Source organism: Cyanobium sp. LEGE 06143 (assembly GCF_015207535.1).
In the GTDB taxonomy this organism is placed as follows: Bacteria; Cyanobacteriota; Cyanobacteriia; order PCC-6307; family Cyanobiaceae; genus NIES-981.
In genome coordinates, this window is the sequence record NZ_JADEWP010000013.1 from 1 (window position 1) to 24,871 (window position 24,871).

The following is a 24,871-nucleotide window of genomic DNA, read 5'->3' on the forward strand; positions in this document are numbered from 1 at the left end:
GCCGAAGGCCGGATCGACGTGCGCATCGGCCACGATCGGGATCGCGCGGCCCACCAGGGGCAGGGTGAGCGTGCGGCCCACCAGGGCGGCGTAGCGGGGGTCGTCGGGGTGCACGGCCACGCCGGTGTCGCCCAGCAGCGTTTCGGGGCGGGTGGTGGCCACCACCAGATGGTCGGCGCCGCCACTGAGGGGGTAGCGGAAGTGCCAGAGGTGGCCGTCGAGCTCCTTCATCTCCACCTCCAGATCGCTCACCGCCGATCCCGAGGCCGGGCACCAGTTCACCAGGTATTCGCCCCGGTAGATCAGGCCCTGGTCGTGCAGGCGCACGAAGGCCTCCACCACCGCCTTGTTCAGGCCCGGATCAAGGGTGAAGCGCTCCCGCTGCCAGTCCACCGAGTAGCCCAGCCGCCGCAGCTGGCCCACGATCGTGCCGCCGCTCTCGGCCTTCCAGGCCCAGGCCCGCTCCAGGAAGGCGTCGCGGCCGAGGTCGTCCTTGCTGCCGCCTTCGGCCTTGATCTGCTTCTCCAGGATCGACTGCACCGCGATCGAGGCGTGGTCGGTGCCGGGCAGGCACAGCACGTTTCTGCCCTGCAGACGCTGGAAGCGCACGATCGTGTCGATCAGGGCCGTCTCGAAGCCGTGGCCCATGTGCAGGCTGCCGGTCACGTTCGGCGGCGGGATCACCACCGAAAACGTCTCCCCCGGGGCCTCCGGATCGGGATGGAAGGCGCCGGCGGCTTCCCAGGCGGCCTGCCAGCGGGCTTCGGTGCTGGCCGGGTCGTAGGTCTTGGGCAGGGCGCCGTCAGGAGCTGGGGTGGCCTCGGCCATGGAGCTGGAGCACCGGCGGAGGCCCCATGGTCTCAAAGCACGGAGCGGCGCTCCGTGGCCTTCGGGGTCACTTCGCCGCCAGACGAGCCACGTAGGCCTCCAGGGTGCCGGCATTGATCCAGCCCGTGGCGATCGTTTTGCTGTGGTCGTGGCTCACCCGGCCGCGGTGGATGTGGGAGAGCCCAGCGGGGAAGAGCAGCAGCTTGCCCGCCTCGGCCTGCTCGTGGTGGCCCTGCCAGTGGAACTCGGTGCCCCCCTCGGGCAGGCTGTTGCAGTAGAGGATCCAGGCCAGCACACGGCGGTTCGGCTCGGTGTCCTCCTCGCTGAGGGTCCAGTCGCAGTGCCAGGCGTGGAAGGCCTCGCCCGGGGCGTAGCGCTGCAGGTTGAAGATCGGGTTCACGAACAGGGCCTGCTCCGGGCAGCACTGGCGCAGCAGCGGCCGCTCCCTGAGGTATTGGTTGAGGCCGGCCGTCACCCCCCGCAGGATCACCTCGGCCAGGGCGAAGGCCTCCGGATCGCTGCGGTCGATCGCCACCAGGCTGATGTCGATGGACACCTTGGCGGGCGCGGCCCCGGGCCCAGCCTCCGGCCCGAAGGCCACCCCGGGGCGTTGCAGGTCGCTGCGCCGCTCGAAGAAGGCCATCACCGCATCGGCCAGGGCGCTGTAGCCGGGGTTGGTGTAGGTGGCGATCAGGGTCATGGCGTGGCGGCGGGCGATGGCAGCTGCCAGGGAATGGCCACCGCGCCCTCCAGGCTGCTCCAGCGCCCGCGGTCGGCCACCAGCTGGGCCTCCAGGCCCGCAGCGGCCACGGCCGCCGCCGCCCGCTGCAGATCAACGGGGGCGCCGCCGGGGGCCAGCSGCAGCACCAGCGCCGCCTCCTCGGCGGGATCGGCCACCACCTGCAGCTGAAGGAGCTCCAGCTCCCGCGTGAAGAACTGCTGCCGCAGGCGGCGGCTCAGGGCCGGATCAAGGCAGGCCCGAAAGGCCCGCAGCCCGGCCTCGTCGCCACTGCAGCCGCAGTTGAGTGCCAGCCAGATCAGCAGTTTCACCCAGCTCTCAGTGCTCCAGAGCGGCGCAAAGCTGCTGCGGTGCTGGCGCACCAGCTCGCCGATAGCGAACGCGGCAAGCCGGCCCCGGGTCGCCTCAGGAGCGCTTTGGCGAGGGGGCTGGGCAGCGGGTTCGGGCATGGTCACGGTCAGGACAACCGGGAACAAGGGCTGCGCCATCCTCGCCAGTGGGCAAACTGCAGAGGCAACGTCCCTGGAGACGCCCAATGGCCCTGGATCTGAACGACCCGGAGCTCGAGTTCGCCGATCTGGTCACCGCCTATCAAAGCTGGGTGATGGCCGTGATCAACGACGAGAAGCTGGGCGGTGACCCCCTGCTCACCGACGACATCGCCGATGACGCGATCAATGCGATGCGCTTCCTGCCCGACGTGGTGACCAGCGCCATCGAGACCACCCTGGCCCGCGTCTATGACGTGGATCCCGAGGAGCTCGATGGCCTGCTCTATCCCGACGACTGAGCCTGATCAGGCTGAGAAGCCATAGCTGCTGAGGTCTCTCGAAGCGGCGATCCGCCGCACCACGGCATCCGCCAGCCGGCCTGCCGTGGCGGCCGTGGGGTGAACGTCGTCGAGGAAGCGTGGCCTGGCCACGCTGTTCCACACCTGGAAACCATCGATCACCTCCACCCCGTCGTTGCGGCGCGGGCCGTTGTAGCGGCGCTTGAGCTGGCGGTTCACCCGCCGGGCCGTCTGGTCGACGAACCGCCGCAGGTCGCGGCCCAGGGGCGGTCTCAGGCCAGCGGCCACGGCTCTCACCGCAGGGGTCTGGCTCAGGGGCGCCAGCCCCAGAATCACCACCTCATCGATGGCGAAGCCGCCCCTGCTGGGGTTGCCGCTGATCGTGTCCACGGCCCGGCGGGTGTTGGCCACGATCCTGCGGGCCTGCTGGCGGCTCAAGCGCCGGTCATCCCGGCGGCCCGCACTGCGCAGCGCCCGCAACACCCGGCCGGGGCGATCGACCAGATCCTGCAGGTCGTTGCTGCCCGCCACGATCAGGGCATCGACATCGGCGCGGCGCGGCGCATTGGCCGCCACCACCCGAGCCTGGGAGCGGAGCCCGAGCGGGAAGCGGGCCAGGGCGACCCGCCGGGAGCCCCTCAGGCCGGAGTTGGCGCCGGCATAGGCGAAGTTCCAGAGCTGGGTGCTGCTGTCGAAGCCACCGGCCAGGCGCTGCAGGGGCAGGCTGAGCAGGTTGACCCGGGTGGTGGAGCTCAGCCTGGCCCCGAGGCGGCGGGCAATCTGCTCAGCCAGCACTGGGCCATCGGAGGCCTTGCGGTTGCCGCCGCCGTTGTAGATGCGGTCCGCGAAGGGATCCTGCCCCACCAGCCCAGCCAGGGCGGTGGTGTTGCCCGTATCCACCAGGCTGTCCCCCAGAAGCACCAGAGAGGAGGTCATCGGCGGCGGCGGGGTTCTTGGCTGTGGACCCATGCTGCCGGCCAGGCGGGCAATCTGAGCACACTGGTGAAGCTCGCGCTGCCGTGCCCGTGCCGCCAACTGCTCCCTCGGCCGGTCAGCCCCCCGAGCTGCTCGATCAGGCCCACAGCACCGCCGCTGCAGAGCTGATCGACGCCCTCGGCAGCGACCCGGTGCGGGGGCTGAGGGGCGCGGAGGCGGCGCAACGGCTGCAGCGCTGGGGCCCGAACCAGCTCAGCCAGCGGCGCGGCAGGCCCGGCTGGCTGCGCTTCCTCGGCCAGTTCCACGATCCCCTGCTCTACACCCTGCTGGCGGTGGGGGCCGTGAAGCTGCTGCTGGGCGAGGTGAGCGAAGCCTGGGTGATCTGGAGCGTCACCGTGATCAACGCCGTGATCGGCGATGTGCAGGAGAATCGCGCCGAGACGGCCATCGCGGCCCTGGCCCGCTCGGTGCGCACCAGCGTCGAGGTGGTGCGCGGTGGGCAGCCCGCCCGGCTGGCCTCCGAACAGCTGGTGCCGGGGGATCTGGTGCAGCTGGAGGCCGGCAGCAAGGTGCCCGCCGACCTGCGGCTGTTGACGGTGCAGCAGCTGCAGGTGGATGAATCGGCGCTCACGGGTGAGTCGATGCCCGTGCGCAAGGCCACGACGCCGGTGGAGCCGCGGGCGCCCCTGGCGGAGCGCCACGGCATGGCCTACGCGGGCAGCCTGGTGACCGCCGGCCGGGCCAGAGGCCTGGTGGTGGCCACCGGCAACGCCACCGAGGTGGGCCACATCTCCCGTTCCCTGGCCGACCAGACCAGCCTCAGCACTCCCCTCACCCGCCAGTTCCGGGGCTTCACCCACACCCTGCTGCAGCTGGTGCTGGCCCTGGCGGGAGTCACCTTTCTGGTGGGACTGGCCCGGGGCCGGGCCGCCGCCGAGATGTTCGATGGCGCCGTGGCCCTTGCCGTGGGCGCCATCCCGGAGGAACTGCCGGCGATCGTCACCATCACCCTGGCGATCGGCGTGAACCGCATGGCCCGCCGCAACGCCATCATCCGCAAGCTGCCGGCCGTCGAGGCCCTGGGCAGCACCACGGTGATCTGCTCGGACAAAACGGGCACCCTCACCCAGAACCGCATGACGGTGCAGCAGATCCATGCCGGCGGGGAGCGCTGGCCGCTTGATCAGTTGGCGGGAAGCGAGCACAACCTGGCCCTGCGCGACACCCTGCTGGCCGGGATGCTCTGCAACGACGCCCGGCCCAGCCAGCATGAGGGCCTGGTGGGGGACCCCACCGAGACAGCCCTGCTGCAGGCGGCCGCCGTGGCCGGTCTGGATCGGCAGGGCTGCCTGCAGCGCCAGCCTCGCCTGGACGTGATTCCCTTCGCCTCGGAACACCAGTTCATGGCCACGCTGCATGGCGATGGGCGCATCCTGGTGAAGGGCTCGCTGGAGGCGGTGCTGGCCCGCTGTGACAGGCAGCTCTCGGCCGCGGGCGAGCCCCAGCCCCTCGATGGCGCGGCCATCAGCGCCGCCGTGGCCGCCATGGCCGGCGCCGGGCAGCGGGTGCTGGCCTTCGCCTCCGGGCAGGCCGCCCTCCACCAGCGGCAGCTGCGCCCGCAGCAGTGCAGCGGCGGCCTGGTGTTCCTGGGTCTGCAGGGCATGCTCGACCCACCACGTCCGCAGGCGCGCGCCGCCGTGCAGGCCTGCCAGCAGGCCGGCATCACCGTGAAGATGATCACCGGCGACCACCGCGACACCGCCCGCTGGGTGGCCACGCAGCTGGGGCTGGGCCGGGGTGGCGCCGTGCGGGCCATCGAGGGCCGCGCCCTGGAGGACTGTCCCCCCGAACAGCTGGGTCAGCTGGCGCAGCAGAGCGATGTGTTCGCCCGGGTGGCGCCGGCCCAGAAGCTGGCCCTGGTGCAGGCGCTGCAGGCCGGCGGCGCCGTGGTGGCGATGACCGGCGATGGCGTCAACGACGCGCCGGCCCTCAAGCAGGCCGACATCGGCATCGCCATGGGCGAAGGCGGCACCGAAGTGGCCCGCGAAGCCGCCGACATGCTGCTCACCGACGACAACTTCGCCACGATCGAAGCGGCTGTGGAAGAGGGCCGGGCCGTGTACCTCAACCTGCGCAAGGCGCTCGCCTTCGTGCTGCCGGTGAATGGCGGTGCCTCGATGACCATCCTGCTGGGAGCGGTGCTCGGCCTGCAGCTGCCGGTCACAGCGCTGCAGGTGCTGTGGCTGAACATGGTGTGCTCGCTCAGCCTGTCGGTGCCCCTGGCCTTCGAGCCCCAGCCGCCGCACCTGATGAGCCAGCCGCCGCGGCCGCCAGGGGAGCCCCTGCTCAGCGGCCGTCTGGTGCGCCGGGTGCTGCTGGTGTCCGCCTTCTACTGGCTGCTGATCTTCGGGGTGTTTCTGCAGGTGTCAGGGTCTGGGGCCAGCCTGGAGCTGGCGCGCACGATGGCGATTCAGGCCCTGGTGCTGGCCCAGGTGGTGTATCTGATCAGTCTGAGCCAGGCCAGCCGTGGCGGCTGGCGCCAGTGGCGGCGGGTGCCGGTGCTGGTGGGCGGCATCAGCCTGGCTCTGCTGCTGCAGCTGCTGTTCAGCCAGTGGAGCTGGATGAACCGCTTCTTTGCCACCGCGCCCCTCAGCGGCAGCCAATGGCTGCTGTGCGGCCTGGCGATGCTGGCCATGCTGCCGGTGGCCTGGATCGGGGAGCGGCTCGACCCCACAGCGGGCTTCAGCGGCTGATCACTCCTCGCCCCAGAGTTCGGAGGCGGGCACCCGCAGCAACAGCCCACCGTTGCCATCACTGGAGAGCACGCCGGACTGGCGGAACTGGGTGAGGGCCTTGGTCACGGTGACCCGGGTCATGCCGGCGATGTCGGCAAGCTGCTGGTGGGTCAGGGGGCGTTCGCCGAAGCAGAGCCGCACGCCTTTGGTGGTCATCGTGCCGAAACGGGTGCCGAACCAGTCGAGCAATTGCAGCAGACGAGCCTCAGCGGGGCGTACGCGGCTGAGCAGCAGCAGCAGAGCCGCCTGCCGCAGTTGATCCTCCAGGAAGCTGCGCTCCATCGGCACGGTGGTGTCAGCTTCTTCCACCACCACCACGGGGGAGAGGGAGCGCAATTCGATCGAAGGCAGACCGATCAGAGCGGGCATCACCATCTCGCCCGGGCCCCACACGCCCAGGGTGAGGGGATCGCAGCCGGGAACCCAGCGGGCAAGCCAGACGTAGCCCTTTTCCACGCGCCAGCAGAGATTGGCGGGAAGCGTCTCGCCGGCCCGGAGGCTGAGGCGCAGACAACGGCTTGACATGGAGACGGACATGATGGCAAAGGAGAAAGATGGAGAGATAGAGCAGCAGCGCATTGCAGCTCAGCGATACAACGATGTGCCGCTGGGCTGTGATGATTCAACTGTGGTTAACCAGGGATCTTGATCAACCCAGGCAAACCGCATCGTGTGATTCAACCTGGTGCAGTCATAAAAAGAATGTTGTTCAAATTTGGGTCCGCAAACCTTAAAGCCTCTGTCAGGAAATGTGCCAACTGACACGCGCAGGATCCCCGATTGGATGCATAAGCCGGCGTAATCGGCAGTGGTTGTCCGTGGCTTCAACCACAGCGATCCGTGCCTCAGCCACGCACGTTGCCTGCCCCCTCAGCTGGCCGCCAGGGTCAGGGGTTGCACCAGGGGCAATGGCCTGGATCGGCCTGCTGCAGGCCGTCGCGCCGGGGCCGCAGCTCGGTGTGGGGGCAGGAGGCACAGCCCCAGCACTCCTGGGCTGTCAGGGCCGTGGCCGTGCCGCAGCAGCTGCAGGGCAGGCCCGGCAGGGTCGTCTGCAGTCCCCAGCCAGGGGCCCCGCAGGCGGGGCAAGGCCGCCCCAGGCGGCGCACCAGCTGGAAACCCAGCCGCCGGATACTCGCCATCCGGGTGGGGTTGCAGTGGGCGCGCATGTCGGTTTCGAGCCACACGCGCCCCTCAGGGCTGGCCGCCGCGCAGCGGGCCACCGCAGCCTCCAGCTCCACCTGGCTGCGAATGGCCTTGAGGCAGGGGCCGGGATGGCCGTCGGCCGGGCGGGCGATCAGCGCATGGCTGGGGAAACGCACCTGGGCCAGCCAGGCCTGAACGCCTTCTGCTGCGAGCTCGCCGGGCTCCAGGCTGCGGCGGGCCAGGCTGGTGGCCAGATCGAGGCGCTGCTCCAGCACGCTGAGGCCCCGCTCCAGATCCACGAAGAGCAAGAGCTCCTGGCCCACCGAGAGCAGGGGCACGGCGGGATGGGGGCCGAAGCTGGCCTCGCTGGCCAGGCCGAGGCTGAGGCCGCTGGCCTCGAGACCGAGCAGGGCCTTGCGATGACAGGTGGCGCGGGCGTCGCCCAGCCGTTCCACCTCACCGCTGAAGGTGCCGAGCTGGTCGGTGTCGCAGGGCGCCACCTCCAGGATGGCGCCGAGCCCATGCAGGAAGGGCCTGGCCAGTGCCCGCTCCTTGCCGTGGCGTGTGGTGAGGCAGACCCTGCGTCCCGCATAGGGCGACGGGGAGCCCATGGTGCTCAGCCGGGCTGGGTGGCCGGTTCGGCCTGGGAGCTGATCACCACCCGCAGCAGGATCGGGGCCAGGAAGGTGGTGCCGATCACCATCAGCAGGATGGCGGCTTCCAGGGACGGGGTGAGGATGTTGGCCTGGGTGCCCAGCCCGAGGAAGATCAGACCCACCTCGCCGCGGGGCATCATCCCCAGACCCACCACCAGGCGGTTGGTGGGTTCCTTGCTGGTGTAACACCAGCCCGCCGCCACCTTGCCGGCCACGGCCACCACCAGCAGGAACATGGCCACGATCAGCCCTTCGCGGTTGGCCGGATCGAAGGGGTTGAGCACGGAGAGGTCCATGCCGGTGCCGATCAGCACGAAGAACACCGTGGCGAAGAGGGCCACCAGGGGCTTCACCGCCGTGTCGATGTCATGGGTGTGCTTGGAGGCACTGAGGATCAGGCCTGCGGCAAAGGCTCCCAGGGCCGCTTCCAGACCGATCGCCTGGGCCGCGAAGCAGCACAGGGTGAGCACCACGAAGCTGGCCACCGCCACATCGCCGGGGGCCTTGAGGCGGTCCACCACCCAGTCGAAGCCCGGGGCGGCCGTGCGGCTGAGGAAGAGCGCCGCCGCCACGAACACCACAGCCGCCGCGCAGAGCTTGAGCAACGGACCCACGGTGAAGGCGCCACCGCCGGCCAGAGACACCACCACGGCCAGGATGACGATGCCGAGGATGTCATCGAGCACGGCGGCACCGATCACGATCTGACCTTCCTTGCGCTTCAGCCACTGCAGCTCACCGAACACGCTGGCGGTGATGCCGATCGAGGTGGCCGTCATCGCCGCGCCGGCGAACACCGCCGGGATCAGGGGCACATGGAAGAAGTAATAGAGGCCAACGGTGCCGAGGGCAAAGGGCAGCACCACCCCGGTGAACGCCACCGTGCTGGCCTGAAGCCCCACCGCCACCAGCTCGTCGAGCTCGCTCTCGAGGCCTGTGAGAAACAGCAGGGCGAACAGGCCGAGCTGCGACACAGCCTGAAGGCTGGGGAAGGTTTCCCGGTAGATGGAATCCACCGTTTCGGGAGAGACATCGGCCAGGGAGCCCACCAGGTTCAGCACCGCGCCACTGAGTTCCGCCTGGGCCTCGGGGGGCAGAATCAGATGCAGGCCGCTGGCGCCGATGAGCACGCCAGCCACGAGTTCGCCGAGGATGGTGGGGAGCTGGAGCCGCACCATCACCTCAGCGATGGCTCGAGCGGCCACAAAAATGACGAGAAAGCGGCCGACCCCGATCAGGGTTTCAGCCACTTCCGCCTGGTGACTGCCGATTTCCATCAGCAGCGTGGGCAGGGGAATCATTCACGAGAGAACAGGAGCGTGTCTTTTTAATGGGAAAAGCCGCATTGCGGCTGAAATGTCGGCATCGGAATCCCAGGCTTCCCCGGCCGGTCTGATCAGCTGGGGTGATCAATGACACCGGCAGGGGCGTGCGGCAGGCGGCAGCGCAGGGCCGGGTCGGTGGCCAGCAGGGGGTTCCAGGACAGGCCCGCCTGGGCAAAGACAGAGACAGCAACCAGCCCGGTGGCACCGACGAACGCCGCTGATTCACGCCTGGCGGAGCTGCCGTGGGGGCACGCTCCAGGACCAATGATCACCCCAGCTGATCATTGCAATTCCCAGCCGTGGCGGTGCCGCGGGGGCTGAACGGCGCCGGCGCCAGCATTTTCACCAGTAATGTGCCGGCGACCACACTCCCCTGTAGCGATGGCCACTGATACGGCCCCTCCGGGGCGCTCACCCCTGCAGCTGCTGAACCACTTCAGCGCCAACAACATCAAGGGGGATCTGTTCGGGGGGGTCACCGCGGCGGTGATCGCCCTGCCGATGGCCCTGGCCTTCGGGGTGGCCTCCGGTGCCGGGGCTGCGGCCGGCCTCTGGGGGGCGGTGCTGGTGGGCCTGTTCGCCGCCCTGTTCGGCGGCACCCCCACCCTGATCTCCGAGCCCACCGGCCCGATGACCGTGGTGATGACCGCCGTCATCGCCAGCCTCACCGCCCAGGACCCGGAGAACGGCCTGGCCATGGCCTTCACCGTGGTGATGYTGGCCGGGGTGTTCCAGATCCTGTTCGGCCTGCTCAGGCTGGGCCGCTACGTGACCCAGATGCCCTACACGGTGATCTCGGGCTTCATGAGCGGCATCGGCCTGATCCTGATCATTCTCCAGATCGGCCCCTTCCTGGGCCAGGCCATCCCCAAGGGCGGTGTGCTCGGCACCCTCGGTGCCATCCCCTCCCTGCTGGCCGGGGCGCGCCCGGCGGAAGTCACCCTGGCTGTGGTGACCCTGGCGATCCTGTGGCTGACGCCGGCGCGGCTCAAGAAGGTGGCGCCGCCCCAGCTGATCGCCCTGATCGCCGGCACCGTGCTCTCGCTCACCCTGCTGAGCGGCGCCGATGGCTCGGCTGAAGTGGAGGGCATCCGCCGCATCGGCGCCATCGCCTCCGGCCTGCCGAGGCTGCAGCTGCCCCACTTCGAGGCCTCTCAGCTCCAGCTGATGCTGGTGAACGGGGCCGTGCTGGGGATGCTGGGCTGCATCGACGCCCTGCTYACCGCCGTGGTGGCCGACAGCATCACCCGCACCGAGCACAACTCCAACAAGGAACTGATCGGCCAGGGCCTCGGCAACCTCGTCTCCGGCCTGTTCGGCGGCATCGCCGGTGCCGGCGCCACCATGGGCACCGTGGTGAACATCCAGGCCGGCGGCCGCAGTGCCCTCTCCGGCCTCAGCCGTGCCCTGATCCTGATGCTGGTGATCCTGGCCGGCAGTGGCCTCGCCGCCCAGATCCCCCAGGCCGTGCTGGCCGGCATCGCCCTCAAGGTGGGCTTTGACATCGTCGACTGGAGCTTCCTCAAGCGCGCCCACCAGATCTCGCTCACCGGCGCGCTGATCATGTATCTGGTGATCGGCCTCACCGTGCTGGTGGACCTGATCGCGGCGGTGGGCATCGGCGTGTTCATCGCCAACATCCTCACCATCGACAAGATGAGCGCCCTGCAGAGCCGCTCGGTGAAGTCGATCTCCACCGGCGACGGCGACCTGCTGCTCAGCGGCGAGGAGAAGGCGCTGCTGGATCAGGGCAAGGGCCAGGTGCTGCTGTTCCAGCTCACCGGCGCCATGATCTTTGGCGTGGCCAAGGCGATCGGCCGCGAACACAACGCCATCGGCGAGTGCAAGGCGGTGGTGTTTGACCTCACCGAGGTGTCCCACCTGGGCGTCACCTCCGCCCTGGCGGTGGAGAACGCCGTGGAGGAAGCGATCGAGAAGGGCCGTGAGGTGTTCGTGGTGGGGGCCAGCGGCACCACCCGCCAGCGGCTCGAGAAGCTCGGGCTCTATGCCAAGTTGCCGCCTGAGCGCACCGCCATCAGCCGCCAGGTCGCCCTGCAGCAGGCCGTGGGCGCGCTTGCCTGAGGATTGCCTGAGCGCCGGCGCGTCGCCCGCCACGCCGACAGCCCAGCCGTCAGTCGCCCCAGCGGCGCAGCAGGTTGGTGTAGCTGCGGCTGATCAGGTCAAACACCTCGCCATGGCTCTGGCTGGCGAACAGAGCCCGGCGGGCGGTGTCGAGCTCGAACAGCAGCTCGCGCTGATCGGCCTGGCGCACCCGGCTCTGGATCCAGCCCACCGCCGCCAGGCGCTCCCCGGCCTGCACCGGCTCCACCCGGTGTAGCAGGGTGCTGGGGTAGACGATGGCGTGGCCGGCCGGCAGCCGCAGCGCCTCCTCGGCGCCGGGCGATTCCAGCACCAGGGCGCCGCCCTCGTAGGCCCCGGGTTCGCTCAGAAACAGGGTGAAGGAGAGGTCGCTGCGGCCCTCCTTCATGTAGGCGTTGTCCACGTGGCGGCCGTACCCCTCGCCCACGCCACTGCGGCTGAACAGCAGCCCGTGCACCCGCACGGGCAGGGCCGCTGCGGCCACGAGCGGATGGGCCAGCAGGGCCTGGCGCACCTGCTGGCTGAGGCGGCTGTRCAGTGGTGAGTCCGGATCGAGCTGTCGGTTGTGTTTCACGCTGCGGGCGTGCCAGCCAGCGGTGTCGGTGCCGGGGCGCCAGGAGGCCGACTCAGCCCGCAGGSCCTCGCCCATGGCAGCCGCCTGCTCCGAAGACAACAACGGCTCGATCGCAAAGCGCATGGCGGTGTGAGCAACACACTCCGAACAGTGACGCCCTGGCCCAAGCTTCCGGCGCCACCAGCGCCATGATCACCGAAGTCGACCTCTCAGCCATGGCCCGCTCCAGCCTCGCTCTCTTCCTGGCCACGGCTGGTCTGGTGGCCGGCAGTTTCGGCTGCGGCCGCCGCGCCGAACGCTTCGAGGGGGGCGAAGCTGGCGAGGGCGGCGAAGGCAGGCCTGAGCTCACCAGCCCGAGCGGCGCCCCCCTGCCCAGAGACAACCGGGCAGGCGAAGGCGGGGAGGCTGGCGAGGGAGGTGAGAACGGCGAAGGCGGTGAGGGATGGGAAGGCGGTGAGGGCGGCGAAGGCGAAGACGACTGAGCCGCCCAGTGAGGCCAGGCAATCCAGCAAAGCTTCAGCCCGGCCCGCCAGGCAGCCCATGGCACCAGCCTTGGCAGCGGCGGGTGAGGTGCTCGCCGTGGGCGATCAGACCCCTGTGCAGCTGGCAGGTGAGCAGGGGGATGGCATCCGCAGCGGCCTGGTGACGGAAGAACTGGCAGGTGAGGCAGACCTGACGGCTGCGGCTGGCCCGCAGCACGGGCTGAGTCAGGTAGGGCCAGTTGCGAACGGCCTCTGGGCCAGCCTGGCCTGCGAGCGGGAAGAGCGAAGGGGAGACCGCCATAGCGCCTGAAAGGAGTACACCCGTACTAGCAGGTCATGGCTCCAGACGGGGCTAAGCCAAGGCGGGGTCGGGATCCGTCCACCAGCGCTGCCAAGAGCCCAACAACCTTTTGGCAACCCCCGTGCTTTGGACGTGGACCGGCGGCAGGCCTTGCCCAGGCCACAGGCCCCAACAAACACCACAGAACCAAGCCTGATTCGAACCGCTGAGGCGTGTTCCAACAAACGACACGCCCCTTGGGCGGCTTGATGCGCGGGTGAAAGGCCTCACACCAAGGTGGAGAGCAGAGATCCAGACGACAATGACTTGAAGCAGATTCAACGCAGACGGTTTCTGTTTGACGCCCTGTTCCCCGAGCCTGGTTACTGAAGCATGGCAGGGCGAAATGATCCAGTTAGAGAGAAGGCAGGACAATCCATTGCGTTCGCCCTGGTGGAAGACAACATCTCCCCTGCCAAGCCCAGCATGGCTTTACCGTGCCACAGTCAGCGACGACTGCGGGTCCATGAAGTGATGAAGAACTCGCGCTCAAAAAGTACCGAGCAGCTGCATCTCTCTCCAGACCAGTCAGACAAGGCAAGATCCGATTCTCGACGATGACGCCAAAGTTCTGGAACGAATGGATCAATCCGGCCATGCCGTCCCTGCTGCAAGGGGTCCTGCCGCTGCCCCCGGCGCAATGGAGAACCGATGCCATGGCGGGCGTCACCCTCGCCGCACTGGCCATCCCCGAGGTGATGGGGTACACCCGCATCTCCCAGACCCCAGTGGTGACAGGGCTCTACACCCTGCTGATGCCGATGCTGGCCTTCGCGCTGCTGGGTTCCTCCCGCCACCTCGTGGTGGCTGCCGATTCCGCCACTGCAGCCATCCTGGCCGCCACCCTGGCCGGGGTGGCCAAACCCGAAAGCAGCAGCTACAGCGAACTCACGATGGCCGTGGCTCTTGTGGTGGGGGGGATGCTGCTGCTGGCCTCGGTGCTGCGACTCGGCTTCCTGGCTGACTTTCTGTCACGAAGCGCCCTGATCGGCCTGCTCACGGGCATCGGCGTGCAGGTGGCTGCGGGGGAATTCGGTGGACTGTTCGGCCTGGAACCTGTGAAGGCTGGTGCTGTGCAGCAGATCCTGTCTGTCCTGTTCAGGCTTGGAGAGTCCCGAGCGCTCCACCTGCTGGTGGCGATCGCCGTGTTGACGATCATCGCCGGCTGCCGGGCTCTCAATCCTCGCCTTCCCGGGGCCCTGATTGCGGTCATCAGCAGCGTTCTGGCCAGTTGGTTGCTGCACTTCCAGGCCCTGGGCATCCCTGTGGTGGGCACGGTGCCGCGGGGTCTGCCGCAGTTCACGCTGCCCTCGATTCAGCCAGCCGAGTGGAATCAGGTGTTGATCACGTCAGCCTCGTGCTTCGTGGTGATCCTGGCCCAGAGCGCCGCAACCTCCCGCGCCTATGCCCAGCGCTACGGCGAGCGCTGCAGTGAGAACGTGGATCTGTTCGGCTTGGCCTGTGCCAACGCGGCAGCGGGCCTGAGCGGCACCTTCGTGGTGAACGGCAGCCCCACCAAGACCGAAATGGTGGATGCGGCGGGCGGTCGCAGCCAGGTTGCCAACCTCAGCACGGCAGCAATGGTGTTGCTGGTGCTGTTGTTTCTGACCGGACCCCTCAGCCTGATGCCCGCGGTTGTGCTCTCCTCGATCGTGTTTCTGATCGGTCTCAAACTGATCGACCTGGACGGCATGCGAGAGCTCTGGACGCTGCAACGCAACGAGTTCTTCATTGCCCTCGCCACGGTGATCAGCGTGGCTCAGCTCGGTGTGATGCAGGGCATCGTGCTGGCGGTGCTGCTATCGCTGATCGAGCAGGTGCGTCACACCTACCGGCCTCGCACCAGGCTGTGGCGACCACATCCCAGCGGCAAGGGCTGGCAGTCAGTGCCAGTGAGGCCAGGTGTGTTCGTGGCACCCGGGATCGTGGCCTACCGCTTTGAAGCCAACCTGTTCTATGCCAATGCCAATCACTTCACCGATGAATTGCTGAAGCTCGTGAGCAGCCAGAGACAGCCCGTCACGGCAGTGGTGATCGATGCCTCCGGAATCGATGATGTGGACTATTCGGCAGGGAAGGCCCTGATCGAACTCCAGCAGCAGTTGGGCGGCAGGGGGATTCGTTCGGCCTTTCTGACTACTTCCACCGCCCTGATGCGCGAGCTCCAGCGCTTTGGGCTGGCTTCCGGCCCCACCGATGGAGGCCCCTTCCCATCCCTGAAGAAAGCGATCCAGGCCCTGGTAACCAAATCGACCAGCGAGGCCTGAAGACTCCCGTGACCGGGGATGTCAATCATCCACGAAGTTTCGATACAGAATCGCCACAGCCCGAAAGTTGACTGCCAAGAATAAACCAGTCATGGAGACGAGCATGGGTAAGATTTTCAGCAACGAGCAGCAGGAACTGATCAAGCGGGCCAGAGACTTCTCAACACCATTCTGCATTAATGATGGCGAGAAGTTCAAGCTCAAAGATGGTGATCCGGGAAACACGCTTCACTTCAGCAAGAAGCACAAACCGCAAGCCCTGGAAGCACTGGACAACGGCGTGGAATTACTGGCCCAGTTTCAAGACCTTCTCTATGCCCAGGATCGATGGGCCTTGCTGCTGATCTTTCAGGCAATGGATGCTGCTGGCAAGGATGGCACCATCAAGCATGTGATGAGCGGGGTGAATCCCCAGGGTTGCCAGGTGAGTTCCTTCAAGGCGCCCTCAGCTGTCGACCTCGACCACGATTACCTCTGGCGCAGCAACCAGATGCTACCTGAGCGGGGAAGAATAGGAATCTTTAATCGCAGCTATTACGAAGAAACCCTCGTGGTACGGGTACATCCTGAGATTCTTGCCAAGCAAACCTTGCCCAAGGATCTTCTCGGCAAAGACATTTGGGAAGATCGCTTCCATGATATCAGGAATTACGAGCGCTATCTCACAAATAACGGCATTGTGGTGCGCAAGTTTTTCCTGCACGTATCGAAAGACGAGCAGAAAAAGCGATTCCTGGAGCGGCTTGAAAACCCAGAGAAAAACTGGAAGTTCTCAGCCAATGACATCAGGGAGCGCGGTTACTGGGACGACTATATGAAAGCCTATGAAGACACCATTCGCAACACCGCGACCAAGCAGGCTCCCTGGTATGTCGTCCCTGCGGACAACAAATGGTTCACGCGTGTTGTGGTGGGAGCAGCCATTATTGAAGCCCTGGATTCTTTGGGACTGCACTATCCAGAAGTCAGCAAGGAAGCACGCCAGGAGCTTGCACAAGCTAGGCAGGATCTGTTGAACGAATAGGGCCAGACCAAACAGAACTGTTCCGGCTCAAGTGCCGATCACGGTCGATCCCACCACGGTCTCCTCTTCTGGGAGCGGCCGTTGGCACGCCGCAGCGGCCAGAGTATCGATCTGCTGCAGGAAAGAGGCATAGGCAGGTGATTCCTCCGGGGCGTAGTTGAGATTCTTGTAGAGGCCGGTCAGACGGGTGAAATAGTCCCTGACGGCTGCTTTTCCCTCAAAGTGATAACGGCGATGAATCAGATCAGTGACCAGCTGGAAAGAACGTTGCTGGCGATCGATGGGGCAACTGGCATCCACCTCATCGAAGGCATCCTGCTGGAGGTACACCATATCGAGAAACTGGGCTTTCTGGTAGAGGATAAAGTCTTCAAGGGTGACACCCTCTTCACCGGTGACCTGAATCATCTGATCAACAGCATCGCCACGGCGAAGAAGATCATTCATTGCCTTCACCTGATCGACCCAATCGGGAGCTACATGAGTAGCGAACCAGCCTTCCAGCTGGCCAAAATAACGCGACCAGGAGAGCAGGATATCGACTGCCGGATAACAGCGCTTGTAAGCCCGCTCAGCACTCAGGCCCAGGAAGGCTTTGACCGTGCTGAGGGTGGACTGGGTGACAGGCTCTTCAAAGTTGCCTCCTGCGGGCGACACCGTACCGATCATGGTCAGACTGCCGACGCTACCGTCATTGGTGCGGATGATGCCGGCCCGCTCATACACCCCCTTGATGGCTGAATCCAGGTAGGCGGGGAAGGCATCTTCACCAGGGATCTCCTCAAGCCGACCGGAGGTCTCGCGCATGGCCTGGGCCCAGCGAGAGGTGGAATCGGCAATCAACAGCACATTGCATCCCATCTGGCGGTAGTACTCGCCGAGGGTGAGACCGGTATAGATGGAGGCCTCCCTGGCCGCCACTGGCATTGAGGAGGTGTTGCAGATGATGATCGTGCGATCCATCAGCGATCCACCCGATTTCGGATCAGTGAGCTTCGGAAATTCGGTGATGGTCTCCACCACTTCTCCTGCCCGCTCACCGCAGGCCACCACGAGCACGACGTCCACGTCGGAGTGTCGGGAGATCAGGTTCTGAAGCACCGTCTTGCCCGCACCGAAGGGACCAGGGATGCAGCCGGTGCCGCCACGGGCAATGGGCAGGAAGGTGTCGACGATCCGCTGGGTGGTGATCATGGGCTCCTCGGGATAGAGCCGTTCGCAATAGCGCTTCTGCAGTAGAAGCTCCGGCAGAGGCCGCCGCACCGGCCAGTCCTGGGCCAGGGTGAGGGAGCGACTGTGCCCCTTGGAGTCGGTGACCCGGGCCACCACCGTGTCCACCGTGAAGGCGCCCTGCTGAATCCAGTCCAGGGTGACCGTCCCAGGTTGGTCGAAGGGCACCATGATCTTGTGGGCAAAGCGCCCTTCCTGCACTGTGCCGAGCACATCTCCAGCCTTGAGGGTTTGGCCCATGCGGGCCGTGGGCTGAAAGGACCAGGTCTTTTCCGGGTCGAGGGGAGGCACGGAAGCCCCGCGGGGCAGGAAGGTGCCGTAGCCGGCCGCCAGGCTGGCCAGGGGTGTCTGCAGCCCGTCATACACCTGGGTGAGCAGCCCGGGGCCCAGCTTCACCGAGAGCAACTCGCCCGTCTGCTCCACCGGATCCCCGATCCCCACCCCCAGGGTGCTTTCAAAGACCTGGGCATCGGCTGTGCTGCCGTGCACGCGCAGCACCTCGGCCTTGAGCCGCTCCTGGCGCTGCCCTTCCCTGTGCTTCGGCAGGATGTAGAGAACCTCGTTCTTGAGGATCGGCCGCGGCGCCGTGGTGGCCATGCCAATGGTCACCAGGTCGTCCTGGACAGCGACCACACGGGCAGGGTTGTAGGAGTCGGTCATCAGGGGGTGGCTGAAGCAGCGGCGAAGGAGCCGAGACCGGCGGCAACCAGCTGACGGAAGCGTGCCGTGGCGGCCTGGGCATCAAAGCTGCACCAACGCTCGACCAGGCTCCAGCGGGCGAGATAGATCATCACGGCTTCGAAATCGAAGTGGTGGCCCAGGGAGACCCGGTCAAGGTCCTTCCAGATCACCGCGAACTGGAGCCGCTCGAGGTTTATGAGGTCGTCGACCTCAAGCAGGCGCACAGTCTCGACAATCCAGGGGAAGATGGCCTCGAGCCGGAAGGTCGGCTCCTTCCAGTGACGCTGGATCGCCGGCACCCAGGCTCCGAATCCCCAGGGCTGAGCCAGCGGCGGCTCCGCCTCGCCCCGATGGCGGCGGCGCAGGGCCGCCAGCACGGTGCGCTGATCCAGGCGATGGGTCACCAGATGGCGCAGCAGCGGATGGGAGACCTCAGCGAAAAAGGCCCGGGCCTCCTCCAGCAAACGGTCATCGCCGGGGCCGCCGCCCTGGTCCAGGGGTCGCATCGACTGGGAGAGGAGGCTGACCGTGAGCTCCAGGCGTCGACGGTCCTGCGGCTCCAGCAGCCTGAGGCGACGCTCCAGCTTCAGCCGCGAAATCGCTGGAGTGCGCGACTCGAACAGGCCACCGAGGGGCGGCAGGCTGGCCATCAGGGTTGTGTAACGGGGGCTCATTTCACGACACCCTCCAGCAGGGCCCGGAAGCGGGGCTGCAGATGCTCAAGGATCGCCTCAGCCACGGCCCTGTCGGTGAGATCGAGCACCACGTCACGATCCAGCAGGCGCACCCGCAAGCCCGCCTCACTGTCTCTGGCGACACCGAAGCTGACCCCGTCGCGGAGCATGGCGCGAGAAATCAGCTGTACGAAGTGGGTGAGCACCCCCTGCTCCAGTTCCTCAGGGTTCTGGCTGAGCTCGGCCAAGCCGGCCACATGGCGGGGCAGCAGCACCTGCGGCTGGTCGGAGCGGTCCGCCTCAGGCCGCACCCGGCCCACCACTTCCAGGATCATTTTTTCGAGAATTTCCTGCCGCTGCTGCTCTTCACCCACCAGCTGCCTCACTTCACCCCGGAAACGCTCCATCAGTTGGGTCTTCATGGCCAACACGGCATCCCGCAAAGCGAGTTCCAGGGCATGCCGGCCGGAGGTCTGCAACGTGTCGGCCTCCTGGCGGGCCTCCGCCAGAATCTGGTCCGCCTTCTGCCTGGCCTGATCCACGGTGCGCTGGGCTTCCTGCCGGGCCTCGGCGACCAGCTGATCGGCCTGGCTACGGCCAGCCTCCACCCCCTGATCGCGCAGCCGGGCAATCAGCTGTTCCACTCCTGCGGCCACCTGAGCGGGGGTGTCCTGGTGACTGGATCCTGACCTGGGCATCGGATCGCTCCTGCGGCGGTGAACGGTGGTACGGGGTTGAACGAAGGGTGCTATTTCGCCGGAATACCACCGGCGGCCACCAGGGCGAACACGAAGGCGAACACCGCGAAGCCCTCCACGATCGCTGCAGGCGCCAGGGCCAGGCCGAAGATCTCAGGCTTCGACTTCGAGCCCGCAATCGCGGAGGCGCAGCAGAGACCCTGGTAGATGGCGGCCACCAGAAAGACGACTCCGGCCAGAACCCCGATGCCGAAGAGGCCTCCTGCATTCCCGGGACTCACCGGACGGTTGAGGATGAACATCACCACGATGCCGTAGATCGACATGGAGGAGGGGAGAGCCGACAGACCGACGAAACGCCCATAGCCACTGTTCAACTCCATCATGGCTCCAATGGCAGCCTGGCCGGCGACGGTGCAGCCGATGGCGGCACCAATGGCCCCGAGGGCGACGGGAGCGTAGATGCCGATCCAACCAAGCACCAGAAGTGAAAACTGGTCGTTCAAGAAACTGGCTCCTTTTTAACGAAAGGCCGAAAGGGATACCCCTCCTCAGAAAGGCTCCAATTGAAGAATTCGATGAAGTTCAGGCGCAGTCCATGGACAAACCCACTGATGATCGCCAGCAACAGATTCATGCCATGGCCAAGCAGAAGAATCAGAATGGCAATCGGTACACCCAAGGCTACGTCTGAGTGATAGACCTGTCCGGCAAGTTGATTGAACGTAACGGCCAGGGATGCGCTCGCCAAGCCCAGGGCGAAGAGCCTCAGGTAGCTCATCACATCGCCGAACAGCTTGGAAATGTTGGTCAGTGATCCAAGACCATCCACAAGCCGCAGGATGAGGGCTGCCGGATGGGCGATCGGCCGATCACTGCTCAACAGCAGAATGGTCAGCAATCCACCGACCCCCAGGCCCGCGCCCAGATTGACCAGCCAGGCCGTGCCCGCTCCGAGATAGACCACAAGCCCGGCAAGAATCACCGCCATCCAGCCCAGCGGTCTGGCCCTGGCCACTACGCCCGGCCCCCGAATCGCCACGATGCCGTTGGCCAGCAACAGGTGCAGGCAGCCCACCACGAGCGAGACTTTGATCATCGCCTCGTAATCATTGAGGTCGAGCAGCTTCAGCTGGACCAGAGGCGATGTCGCCGGCGGCACAACACCGAAATAACTGCCCGCCAGCACGCCGTACAGCAGGGCGAAGCTGAGGCCCACCACCGCCACCAACCGGAAATGGCGCCCGGCCGGACTCCGCCCCATCCCCTTCCAGAGCAGGCCCAACAGCACGGCCAGCACCAGGGCATAGCCGGCGTCGGCCAGGATCATGGCAAAGAACAGGGCAAAGGAGAAGAAGACCACGATCGAAGGGTCCCAGTCGCGATACCCGGGGGTTTCGTAGAAGGTCACCAGGTCCTGCCCTCCGGTCAGGGAAACCGGGTTGGAGAGCAGCGTGGGAGGGGTATCCCTGGGTTCAGGCTTCTCCGCCACGAAGGCCAAACCGTGTTGCCGGGCAAACCCATCGAGGCGGGAGATGTCGCGGCTGGGCAGCCAACCCTGAAGCTGCAGCAGGGTGCCGTCGTCGTGGGTCATGCCACTGGCCTGGGCCCGGGCCTGGGAATCCTCGGCCTGAGCCAGGTGTCGTGACAGCAGGAAGATCCAGCGACTGAGCGCCTCATGATCCGCCTCCACCTCCTCGAGGGCTGTACGGGCAGCATCGAGGTCGCGACGCACCTCAGCGGTGGGCAGCGCTCCCACGTGGGAGCGGGGCACGGGCAGGGCCTCGGGATCGGGCTCTGAGGGAGCGATCAGGGCGAAGTAGAGGTGGCGCGGGCTCTCGTGGAGTAGCTGGTAGGGCACATCCAGGCCGACCAGGACCTCGCGGAACCACCTCGCCTTTGGATGGGGCACCCGATAGAACCAGAGGCGCTGTCCACCCAGCAGATCGAGATCCGGCAGCGCGATCTCACCCCAGGGCTGGAGTTCCCGCAGCCGGGCCTCCAGGGCCAGAAGCCGGTCCTCGGCATCCCGCTGGCGTTGGCGCGTGGCCAGGGCCTCGGCGATCAGGCGGTCGAAATCAAAGTCGGCATCGACGCGGGTCTGATGGCGACGTCGCCGCACATCGCTCAGGTAGCGCAGCGCCTGCTGCGCCTCCTCAATGGGCCGGGGCGTGACGAAGGTGTCCTGCTCCGCAGGCGACTCCAGGGGAATCAGGTGCAGACAACCCAGGCGCTGCAGCCCGTCAATCAGACGGTCCTTGTCAGCGGAGAGGCCGACAACGGTGACGCGGGCCAACGGAACAATGCTCATCGCCCCAGCACCTTCTCCTTCTTGCGCTTGGCGATCTTGGAGTTCACCACCCCGGCTCGCTCGGCATCGGCGAGGTAGATCGCGATCGTCTTGATGGTGCGCCGGGTGCGGGGGATCAGCACCTTGTCAAACAGGTTGAAGCGCTGAGTCACCGTGCGCTCCGCCTCCCGCAGCCGCTCGAATCGCTGCTCCGCCACCTGGAGCTCGATCTGTGTGCGCAGGGCCTCACGGAGACACTCCACCACCCGGTCGACCCAGAAGGGGAGAGAGAGCAGGCCGTAATCGGCCACCGCGACCGTCACCCGGTCCACGGCAGGCAGGCGGGTTCCCATCAGGTTTTCCTCGCCGATCTGCACATCGGTGAGCTGCACGAGGCCATCGAGATCGATCGCCTCGTGGGCCAGCATGGGACAGACCCGGCCCACCTCCTCCTCCAGGAAGCGCAACCGTTCCTGAAGCGCCTTGACTGACTGCCTGGCCTGATCTCGCTCGGCACTCAGCTGACGTCGCTTGAGATCGAGGGAAGGGAGCACATCGTGATACGTCTTGAGCAGCCCCTTCTGGCGTGTCAGTGAGGCCTTGGTGAGGGAAAGCCTGCTCATGGCATCTGCACCCGACTGTTCTGAACCTGCCTGGGGAAATACTTGTCGATGAGAGCCTGTTTCATCAGCAGCTCCTCGGGCTCGAAGCATTCGGCCATCGTCTGCCAGGCCAGATCGAGGGCCGCTTCGAGTGGCAGATCCACGTTGATGTCCATGAAGCGCTGGCGGAAAAGCTCACCGAACTTGATCAGCTTGGTATCGAACTCAGAGAGCTCAAAGGCCATCGCCTGCTTCTGCTGGGCGTCCCTGGCGCCGGAGTATAGGCGAATCGTGGTGTTCATCACCTGGTTGTGATCTTCACGCGTCACCTTGCCGATCACATTTTGTTTGAGGCGTGACAGTGACCCAAAGGGATCAATCATCCCATCATGAAGGTAGAACTGACCCTCCGTGATGTAGCCGGTGTTGTCGGGAACTGGATGGGTGACATCGTCACCAGGCATGGTGGTGACCGTGAGCACCGTTACCGATCCACCCTGGGCGTAATCGGCTGCTTTTTCGTAGCGACGGGCCAGCTGGGAGTAGAGGTTGCCTGGATAACCACGGTTGGCCGGCACCTGGTCCATGGCGATGCTGATCTCCTTGAGGGAGTCGGCGAAGGCGGTCATGTCCGTCAGCAGCACAAGCACTCGCTTGCCCTCCTCCACCGCAAAGCGCTCTGCAACGGCCAGGGCCATATCAGGAATCAGGGTGCGCTCAACAACAGGGTCGGAGGCGAGATTCACGAACATCACCGTGCGAGGGAAGACACCAGCTTCCTCGAAGGTCTTGCGGAAGGAATAGAAATCATCGAAGATCAGCCCGAGTCCACCGAACACCACGACGTCTGCATCCGCCTGAATTCCGATCCGCGCAAGAAAGGTGTTGAACGGCTCTCCAGAAACAGAAAAGATCGGAATCTTCTGGCTTTCAACCAAACAATTATAGATGTCGATCATCGGCACATTGGTGCGGATCATCTTTGAGGCCAGAATGCGACGCATCGGATTAACCGAGGGCCCGCCAATCGGCACCCGGGCATCATCCGAAAGACTCGGCCCCCCGTCGATAGGCTCACCTGTGCCACGAAACACCCGGCCGAGAATGTTGCCCGAGTACGTGACGGTCATCGGGTGACCAAGGAAGCGCACCTTGGAGTCGGTGGAAATGCCCTTGGTGCCCTGGAACACCTGCAGCGCCACTGCCGTTTCCCCCAGCTCAATCACCTGGGCCAGGGACTGCCTGTCATCCGAACTCTGAACCACCGCCAGATCATTGAATCGCGGTGCTGTCTCACCGTCATGACCACCGGGGGGCACCTCCACCCTGATGATGTCCCCGACGATCTCAAGGATCTTGGAGTAGCTGATCAGAAGACTCATCTCGGGCCCGACAGTTCAGATGTGACAGAGCAAACGTTCGATGAATGCATCTCTCAGAGCCTGGATGGTGGCTTGTGTGCAGAGTTTAAGCCCGACGCGGGAGGCCTCCGGAAGCGAAACAAGACTTGTCGCAACCGCACTGTCATCGTCAGTAGGGGATCGCCGGTCGCTGCACCTAGCCTCTGAGGACCACGCACTACCCCTTTGTCGGTTCCCTCCTCCCCTGCCCTGCGCTGGCTGACAGCGGCCCTGCTGTTTGTGGCGGCGGGCCTGGCCCTGGCGCTGCCCTTCGTTTCGGCCACCCTGCTCACGATCGTGATCGGCGGCGTCGCCGTGGCGGCGGGGATCTCCCAGGCGCTGCGCCTCACCGGTGCCACCGACTGGAGCAGCAGGATCTTTCGCCTGCTGTCGGCGCTGCTCTACGTGGGGGGCGGGCTCTGGATCCTGGTGTTTCCCCTGGCCGGCGAAGTGAGCCTCACGCTGTTCCTGGGCTTCCTGCTGGCCTTCCAGGGGGTGATGGAGCTGGCTGGCGCCGCCGCAGCCCAGGGCCCCGCCAGGGCGCTGGTGCTGCTTGATGGCATCGTCACCACCGTGCTCGGCGGACTGCTGGTGGCCGAATGGCCCAGCGACAGCGTCTGGGCGATCGGCACCCTGCTGGGCGTCGGGCTGGGCATCTCGGCCATCAACCTGCTGACGAGCCCCAGGCCCGAGCCCGGCTGAGCAGCAAAGGGGAGCCGCTCAACGCCAGGACTTGGGCCGGCCCCCGGCCGACAGGAGCCCGGGGAATCTGCTTTTGCATCAAGGACCCTCCAACTGGCGGAGCAGGTGCTGGCAACGGTCGTGAAGCGGCTGCAGGTACTTCAGAACAACGGCCAGACCAACTGATTGTTGATCGTGACGTACTCGTGGGTGAGCTTGTTGCGAAAGCTGATGATCTGTCGGGCCTCCTCGATGATGATGAACTCACGCTCCACAGCAGAGCGAATCAGTCTGCTCTGTTCGTACTGCTCCACCGTGAGGCCGGTAGCGCCCCTCCGAGTGGTGTAACTCAGGAGGTCCTGTGACCCTTTCCGGAGGGTGAACAGGGGCAGCCAGAGGATGACTGCCTGGAAGCTGACTGCGCAGCTCCGTTCATCCACTATGAACCCTGATTGCTGAATTGGCAACTCAGCGATCGAGGAGTTCTGTCTAGGGAGGCTCTGGAAAACCCGAGCCATCCGCGCGAAAATATCCCTGTAATCGCAGGCGCGGACTGGGTTCATGGGCAGCAAGCAGCTCGGATTCGGTGATTACGAGCAGACCACGGCCAAGAAGC

General features: G+C 65.9%; 26 protein-coding genes. 9 read left to right on the forward strand and 17 right to left on the reverse strand.

What is annotated here, in order from left to right; genetic code table 11:
* The 3 genes from IQ216_RS02080 to IQ216_RS02090 all read right to left on the reverse strand — a co-directional run.
* Positions 1 to 828, reverse strand: an 828-nt coding sequence (locus IQ216_RS02080; protein WP_193814126.1) for a class I tRNA ligase family protein, incomplete at its 3' end; no start/stop codon positions are given.
* Between the two features lie 67 nt (positions 829 to 895).
* Complete coding sequence (locus IQ216_RS02085) at positions 896 to 1,528, reverse strand: 2OG-Fe(II) oxygenase (protein ID WP_193814127.1); 633 nt, start codon at positions 1,526 to 1,528, stop codon at positions 896 to 898.
* Entirely contained in the window at positions 1,525 to 2,016 is a 492-nt protein-coding gene (locus IQ216_RS02090) for a protein phosphatase (protein WP_228007031.1), read from the reverse strand. Before IQ216_RS02090 ends, IQ216_RS02085 begins: the two co-directional genes overlap by 4 nt.
* Positions 2,017 to 2,102: 86 nt before the next feature.
* Here IQ216_RS02090 and IQ216_RS02095 point away from each other — a divergent pair, with 86 nt between their 5' ends.
* A complete protein-coding gene (locus tag IQ216_RS02095) occupies positions 2,103 to 2,357 on the forward strand; it encodes a hypothetical protein (protein ID WP_193814128.1) in 255 nt (84 codons plus the stop codon).
* A gap of 6 nt (positions 2,358 to 2,363) precedes the next feature.
* On the opposite strand, the gene IQ216_RS02100 is transcribed toward IQ216_RS02095, so the two are convergent.
* Positions 2,364 to 3,293 (reverse strand): SGNH/GDSL hydrolase family protein, encoded by a 930-nt coding sequence (locus tag IQ216_RS02100; protein ID WP_193814129.1) that lies wholly within the window; start codon positions 3,291 to 3,293, stop codon positions 2,364 to 2,366.
* Between the two features lie 89 nt (positions 3,294 to 3,382).
* Between IQ216_RS02100 and IQ216_RS02105 the strand changes: the two genes are divergently transcribed.
* Positions 3,383 to 6,046, forward strand: coding sequence for a cation-translocating P-type ATPase (locus IQ216_RS02105; protein WP_370566568.1), 2,664 nt, complete (start codon positions 3,383 to 3,385; stop codon positions 6,044 to 6,046).
* On the opposite strand, the gene IQ216_RS02110 is transcribed toward IQ216_RS02105, so the two are convergent.
* Positions 6,047 to 6,613 (reverse strand): Crp/Fnr family transcriptional regulator, encoded by a 567-nt coding sequence (locus tag IQ216_RS02110; protein ID WP_193814130.1) that lies wholly within the window; start codon positions 6,611 to 6,613, stop codon positions 6,047 to 6,049.
* Here IQ216_RS02110 and IQ216_RS14385 point away from each other — a divergent pair.
* The gene (locus IQ216_RS14385; RefSeq protein WP_255510559.1) at positions 6,612 to 6,737 is read left to right on the forward strand and encodes a hypothetical protein; all 126 of its coding nucleotides are present in this window, start codon (positions 6,612 to 6,614) and stop codon (positions 6,735 to 6,737) included. The genes IQ216_RS02110 and IQ216_RS14385 overlap by 2 nt on opposite strands.
* Before the next feature lie 238 nt (positions 6,738 to 6,975).
* Here IQ216_RS14385 and IQ216_RS02115 read toward each other — a convergent pair whose 3' ends face one another.
* Together IQ216_RS02115 and IQ216_RS02120 are read right to left on the reverse strand one after the other, a co-directional pair.
* A complete protein-coding gene (locus IQ216_RS02115) occupies positions 6,976 to 7,842 on the reverse strand; it encodes a DUF6671 family protein (protein WP_193814131.1) in 867 nt (288 codons plus the stop codon).
* Positions 7,843 to 7,847: 5 nt separating this feature from the next.
* Positions 7,848 to 9,188: a cation:proton antiporter gene (locus tag IQ216_RS02120; RefSeq protein WP_186697607.1), complete on the reverse strand. Its 1,341-nt coding sequence runs from the start codon at positions 9,186 to 9,188 to the stop codon at positions 7,848 to 7,850.
* Between the two features lie 104 nt (positions 9,189 to 9,292).
* On the opposite strand from IQ216_RS02120, the gene IQ216_RS02125 reads away from it, so the two are divergent.
* Together IQ216_RS02125 and IQ216_RS02130 are read left to right on the forward strand one after the other, a co-directional pair.
* Positions 9,293 to 9,433 carry a hypothetical protein gene (locus IQ216_RS02125; protein ID WP_193814132.1) on the forward strand — a complete coding sequence of 47 codons (141 nt, stop codon included), beginning with the start codon at positions 9,293 to 9,295 and terminating at the stop codon, positions 9,431 to 9,433.
* A 160-nt stretch (positions 9,434 to 9,593) separates the two neighbouring features.
* Complete coding sequence (locus IQ216_RS02130) at positions 9,594 to 11,294, forward strand: SulP family inorganic anion transporter (protein ID WP_193814133.1); 1,701 nt, start codon at positions 9,594 to 9,596, stop codon at positions 11,292 to 11,294.
* A 49-nt stretch (positions 11,295 to 11,343) separates the two neighbouring features.
* Here IQ216_RS02130 and IQ216_RS02135 read toward each other — a convergent pair whose 3' ends face one another.
* On the reverse strand, positions 11,344 to 12,009 hold the full coding sequence (locus tag IQ216_RS02135; RefSeq protein ID WP_193814134.1) for a Fe2+-dependent dioxygenase: 666 nt from the start codon (positions 12,007 to 12,009) through the stop codon (positions 11,344 to 11,346).
* A 65-nt stretch (positions 12,010 to 12,074) separates the two neighbouring features.
* Here IQ216_RS02135 and IQ216_RS02140 point away from each other — a divergent pair, with 65 nt between their 5' ends.
* Positions 12,075 to 12,368, forward strand: coding sequence for a hypothetical protein (locus IQ216_RS02140; protein WP_228007032.1), 294 nt, complete (start codon positions 12,075 to 12,077; stop codon positions 12,366 to 12,368).
* Positions 12,369 to 12,402: 34 nt separating this feature from the next.
* Here the strand turns inward: IQ216_RS02140 and IQ216_RS02145 are convergent, their stop codons facing one another.
* Complete coding sequence (locus IQ216_RS02145; RefSeq protein WP_370566571.1) at positions 12,403 to 12,585, reverse strand: hypothetical protein; 183 nt, start codon at positions 12,583 to 12,585, stop codon at positions 12,403 to 12,405.
* 680 nt (positions 12,586 to 13,265) lie between these two features.
* Here IQ216_RS02145 and IQ216_RS02150 point away from each other — a divergent pair.
* On the forward strand, positions 13,266 to 14,975 hold the full coding sequence (locus tag IQ216_RS02150; protein ID WP_228007033.1) for a SulP family inorganic anion transporter: 1,710 nt from the start codon (positions 13,266 to 13,268) through the stop codon (positions 14,973 to 14,975).
* Between the two features lie 103 nt (positions 14,976 to 15,078).
* Positions 15,079 to 15,999 carry a polyphosphate kinase 2 family protein gene (locus IQ216_RS02155; RefSeq protein ID WP_193814149.1) on the forward strand — a complete coding sequence of 307 codons (921 nt, stop codon included), beginning with the start codon at positions 15,079 to 15,081 and terminating at the stop codon, positions 15,997 to 15,999.
* Positions 16,000 to 16,026: 27 nt separating this feature from the next.
* Here the strand turns inward: IQ216_RS02155 and IQ216_RS02160 are convergent, their stop codons facing one another.
* The 7 genes from IQ216_RS02160 to IQ216_RS02190 all read right to left on the reverse strand — a co-directional run bounded on the left by IQ216_RS02160 (position 16,027) and on the right by IQ216_RS02190 (position 23,556).
* A complete protein-coding gene (locus IQ216_RS02160; RefSeq protein ID WP_193814136.1) occupies positions 16,027 to 17,889 on the reverse strand; it encodes a V-type ATP synthase subunit A in 1,863 nt (620 codons plus the stop codon).
* Positions 17,889 to 18,584 carry a DUF2764 family protein gene (locus IQ216_RS02165; protein WP_193814137.1) on the reverse strand — a complete coding sequence of 232 codons (696 nt, stop codon included), beginning with the start codon at positions 18,582 to 18,584 and terminating at the stop codon, positions 17,889 to 17,891. The genes IQ216_RS02160 and IQ216_RS02165 overlap by 1 nt, the downstream gene beginning before the upstream one ends.
* The gene (locus tag IQ216_RS02170; RefSeq protein ID WP_193814138.1) at positions 18,581 to 19,240 is read right to left on the reverse strand and encodes a hypothetical protein; all 660 of its coding nucleotides are present in this window, start codon (positions 19,238 to 19,240) and stop codon (positions 18,581 to 18,583) included. Before IQ216_RS02170 ends, IQ216_RS02165 begins: the two co-directional genes overlap by 4 nt.
* A 92-nt stretch (positions 19,241 to 19,332) precedes the next feature.
* Positions 19,333 to 19,764, reverse strand: coding sequence for an ATP synthase subunit C (locus IQ216_RS02175; RefSeq protein WP_370566573.1), 432 nt, complete (start codon positions 19,762 to 19,764; stop codon positions 19,333 to 19,335).
* 20 nt (positions 19,765 to 19,784) lie between these two features.
* The gene (locus IQ216_RS02180) at positions 19,785 to 21,593 is read right to left on the reverse strand and encodes a V-type ATP synthase subunit I (RefSeq protein WP_193814140.1); all 1,809 of its coding nucleotides are present in this window, start codon (positions 21,591 to 21,593) and stop codon (positions 19,785 to 19,787) included.
* Positions 21,590 to 22,195 (reverse strand): V-type ATP synthase subunit D, encoded by a 606-nt coding sequence (locus IQ216_RS02185; protein ID WP_193814141.1) that lies wholly within the window; start codon positions 22,193 to 22,195, stop codon positions 21,590 to 21,592. Before IQ216_RS02185 ends, IQ216_RS02180 begins: the two co-directional genes overlap by 4 nt.
* Positions 22,192 to 23,556: a V-type ATP synthase subunit B gene (locus IQ216_RS02190; protein WP_193814142.1), complete on the reverse strand. Its 1,365-nt coding sequence runs from the start codon at positions 23,554 to 23,556 to the stop codon at positions 22,192 to 22,194. Before IQ216_RS02190 ends, IQ216_RS02185 begins: the two co-directional genes overlap by 4 nt.
* A gap of 204 nt (positions 23,557 to 23,760) precedes the next feature.
* On the opposite strand from IQ216_RS02190, the gene IQ216_RS02195 reads away from it, so the two are divergent.
* Positions 23,761 to 24,276, forward strand: a complete 516-nt coding sequence (locus tag IQ216_RS02195) for an HdeD family acid-resistance protein (RefSeq protein ID WP_193814143.1) — start codon at positions 23,761 to 23,763, stop codon at positions 24,274 to 24,276.
* A gap of 140 nt (positions 24,277 to 24,416) precedes the next feature.
* Here IQ216_RS02195 and IQ216_RS02200 read toward each other — a convergent pair whose 3' ends face one another.
* Positions 24,417 to 24,818 carry a DUF86 domain-containing protein gene (locus IQ216_RS02200; protein WP_193814144.1) on the reverse strand — a complete coding sequence of 134 codons (402 nt, stop codon included), beginning with the start codon at positions 24,816 to 24,818 and terminating at the stop codon, positions 24,417 to 24,419.
* Positions 24,819 to 24,871: the final 53 nt, after the last annotated feature.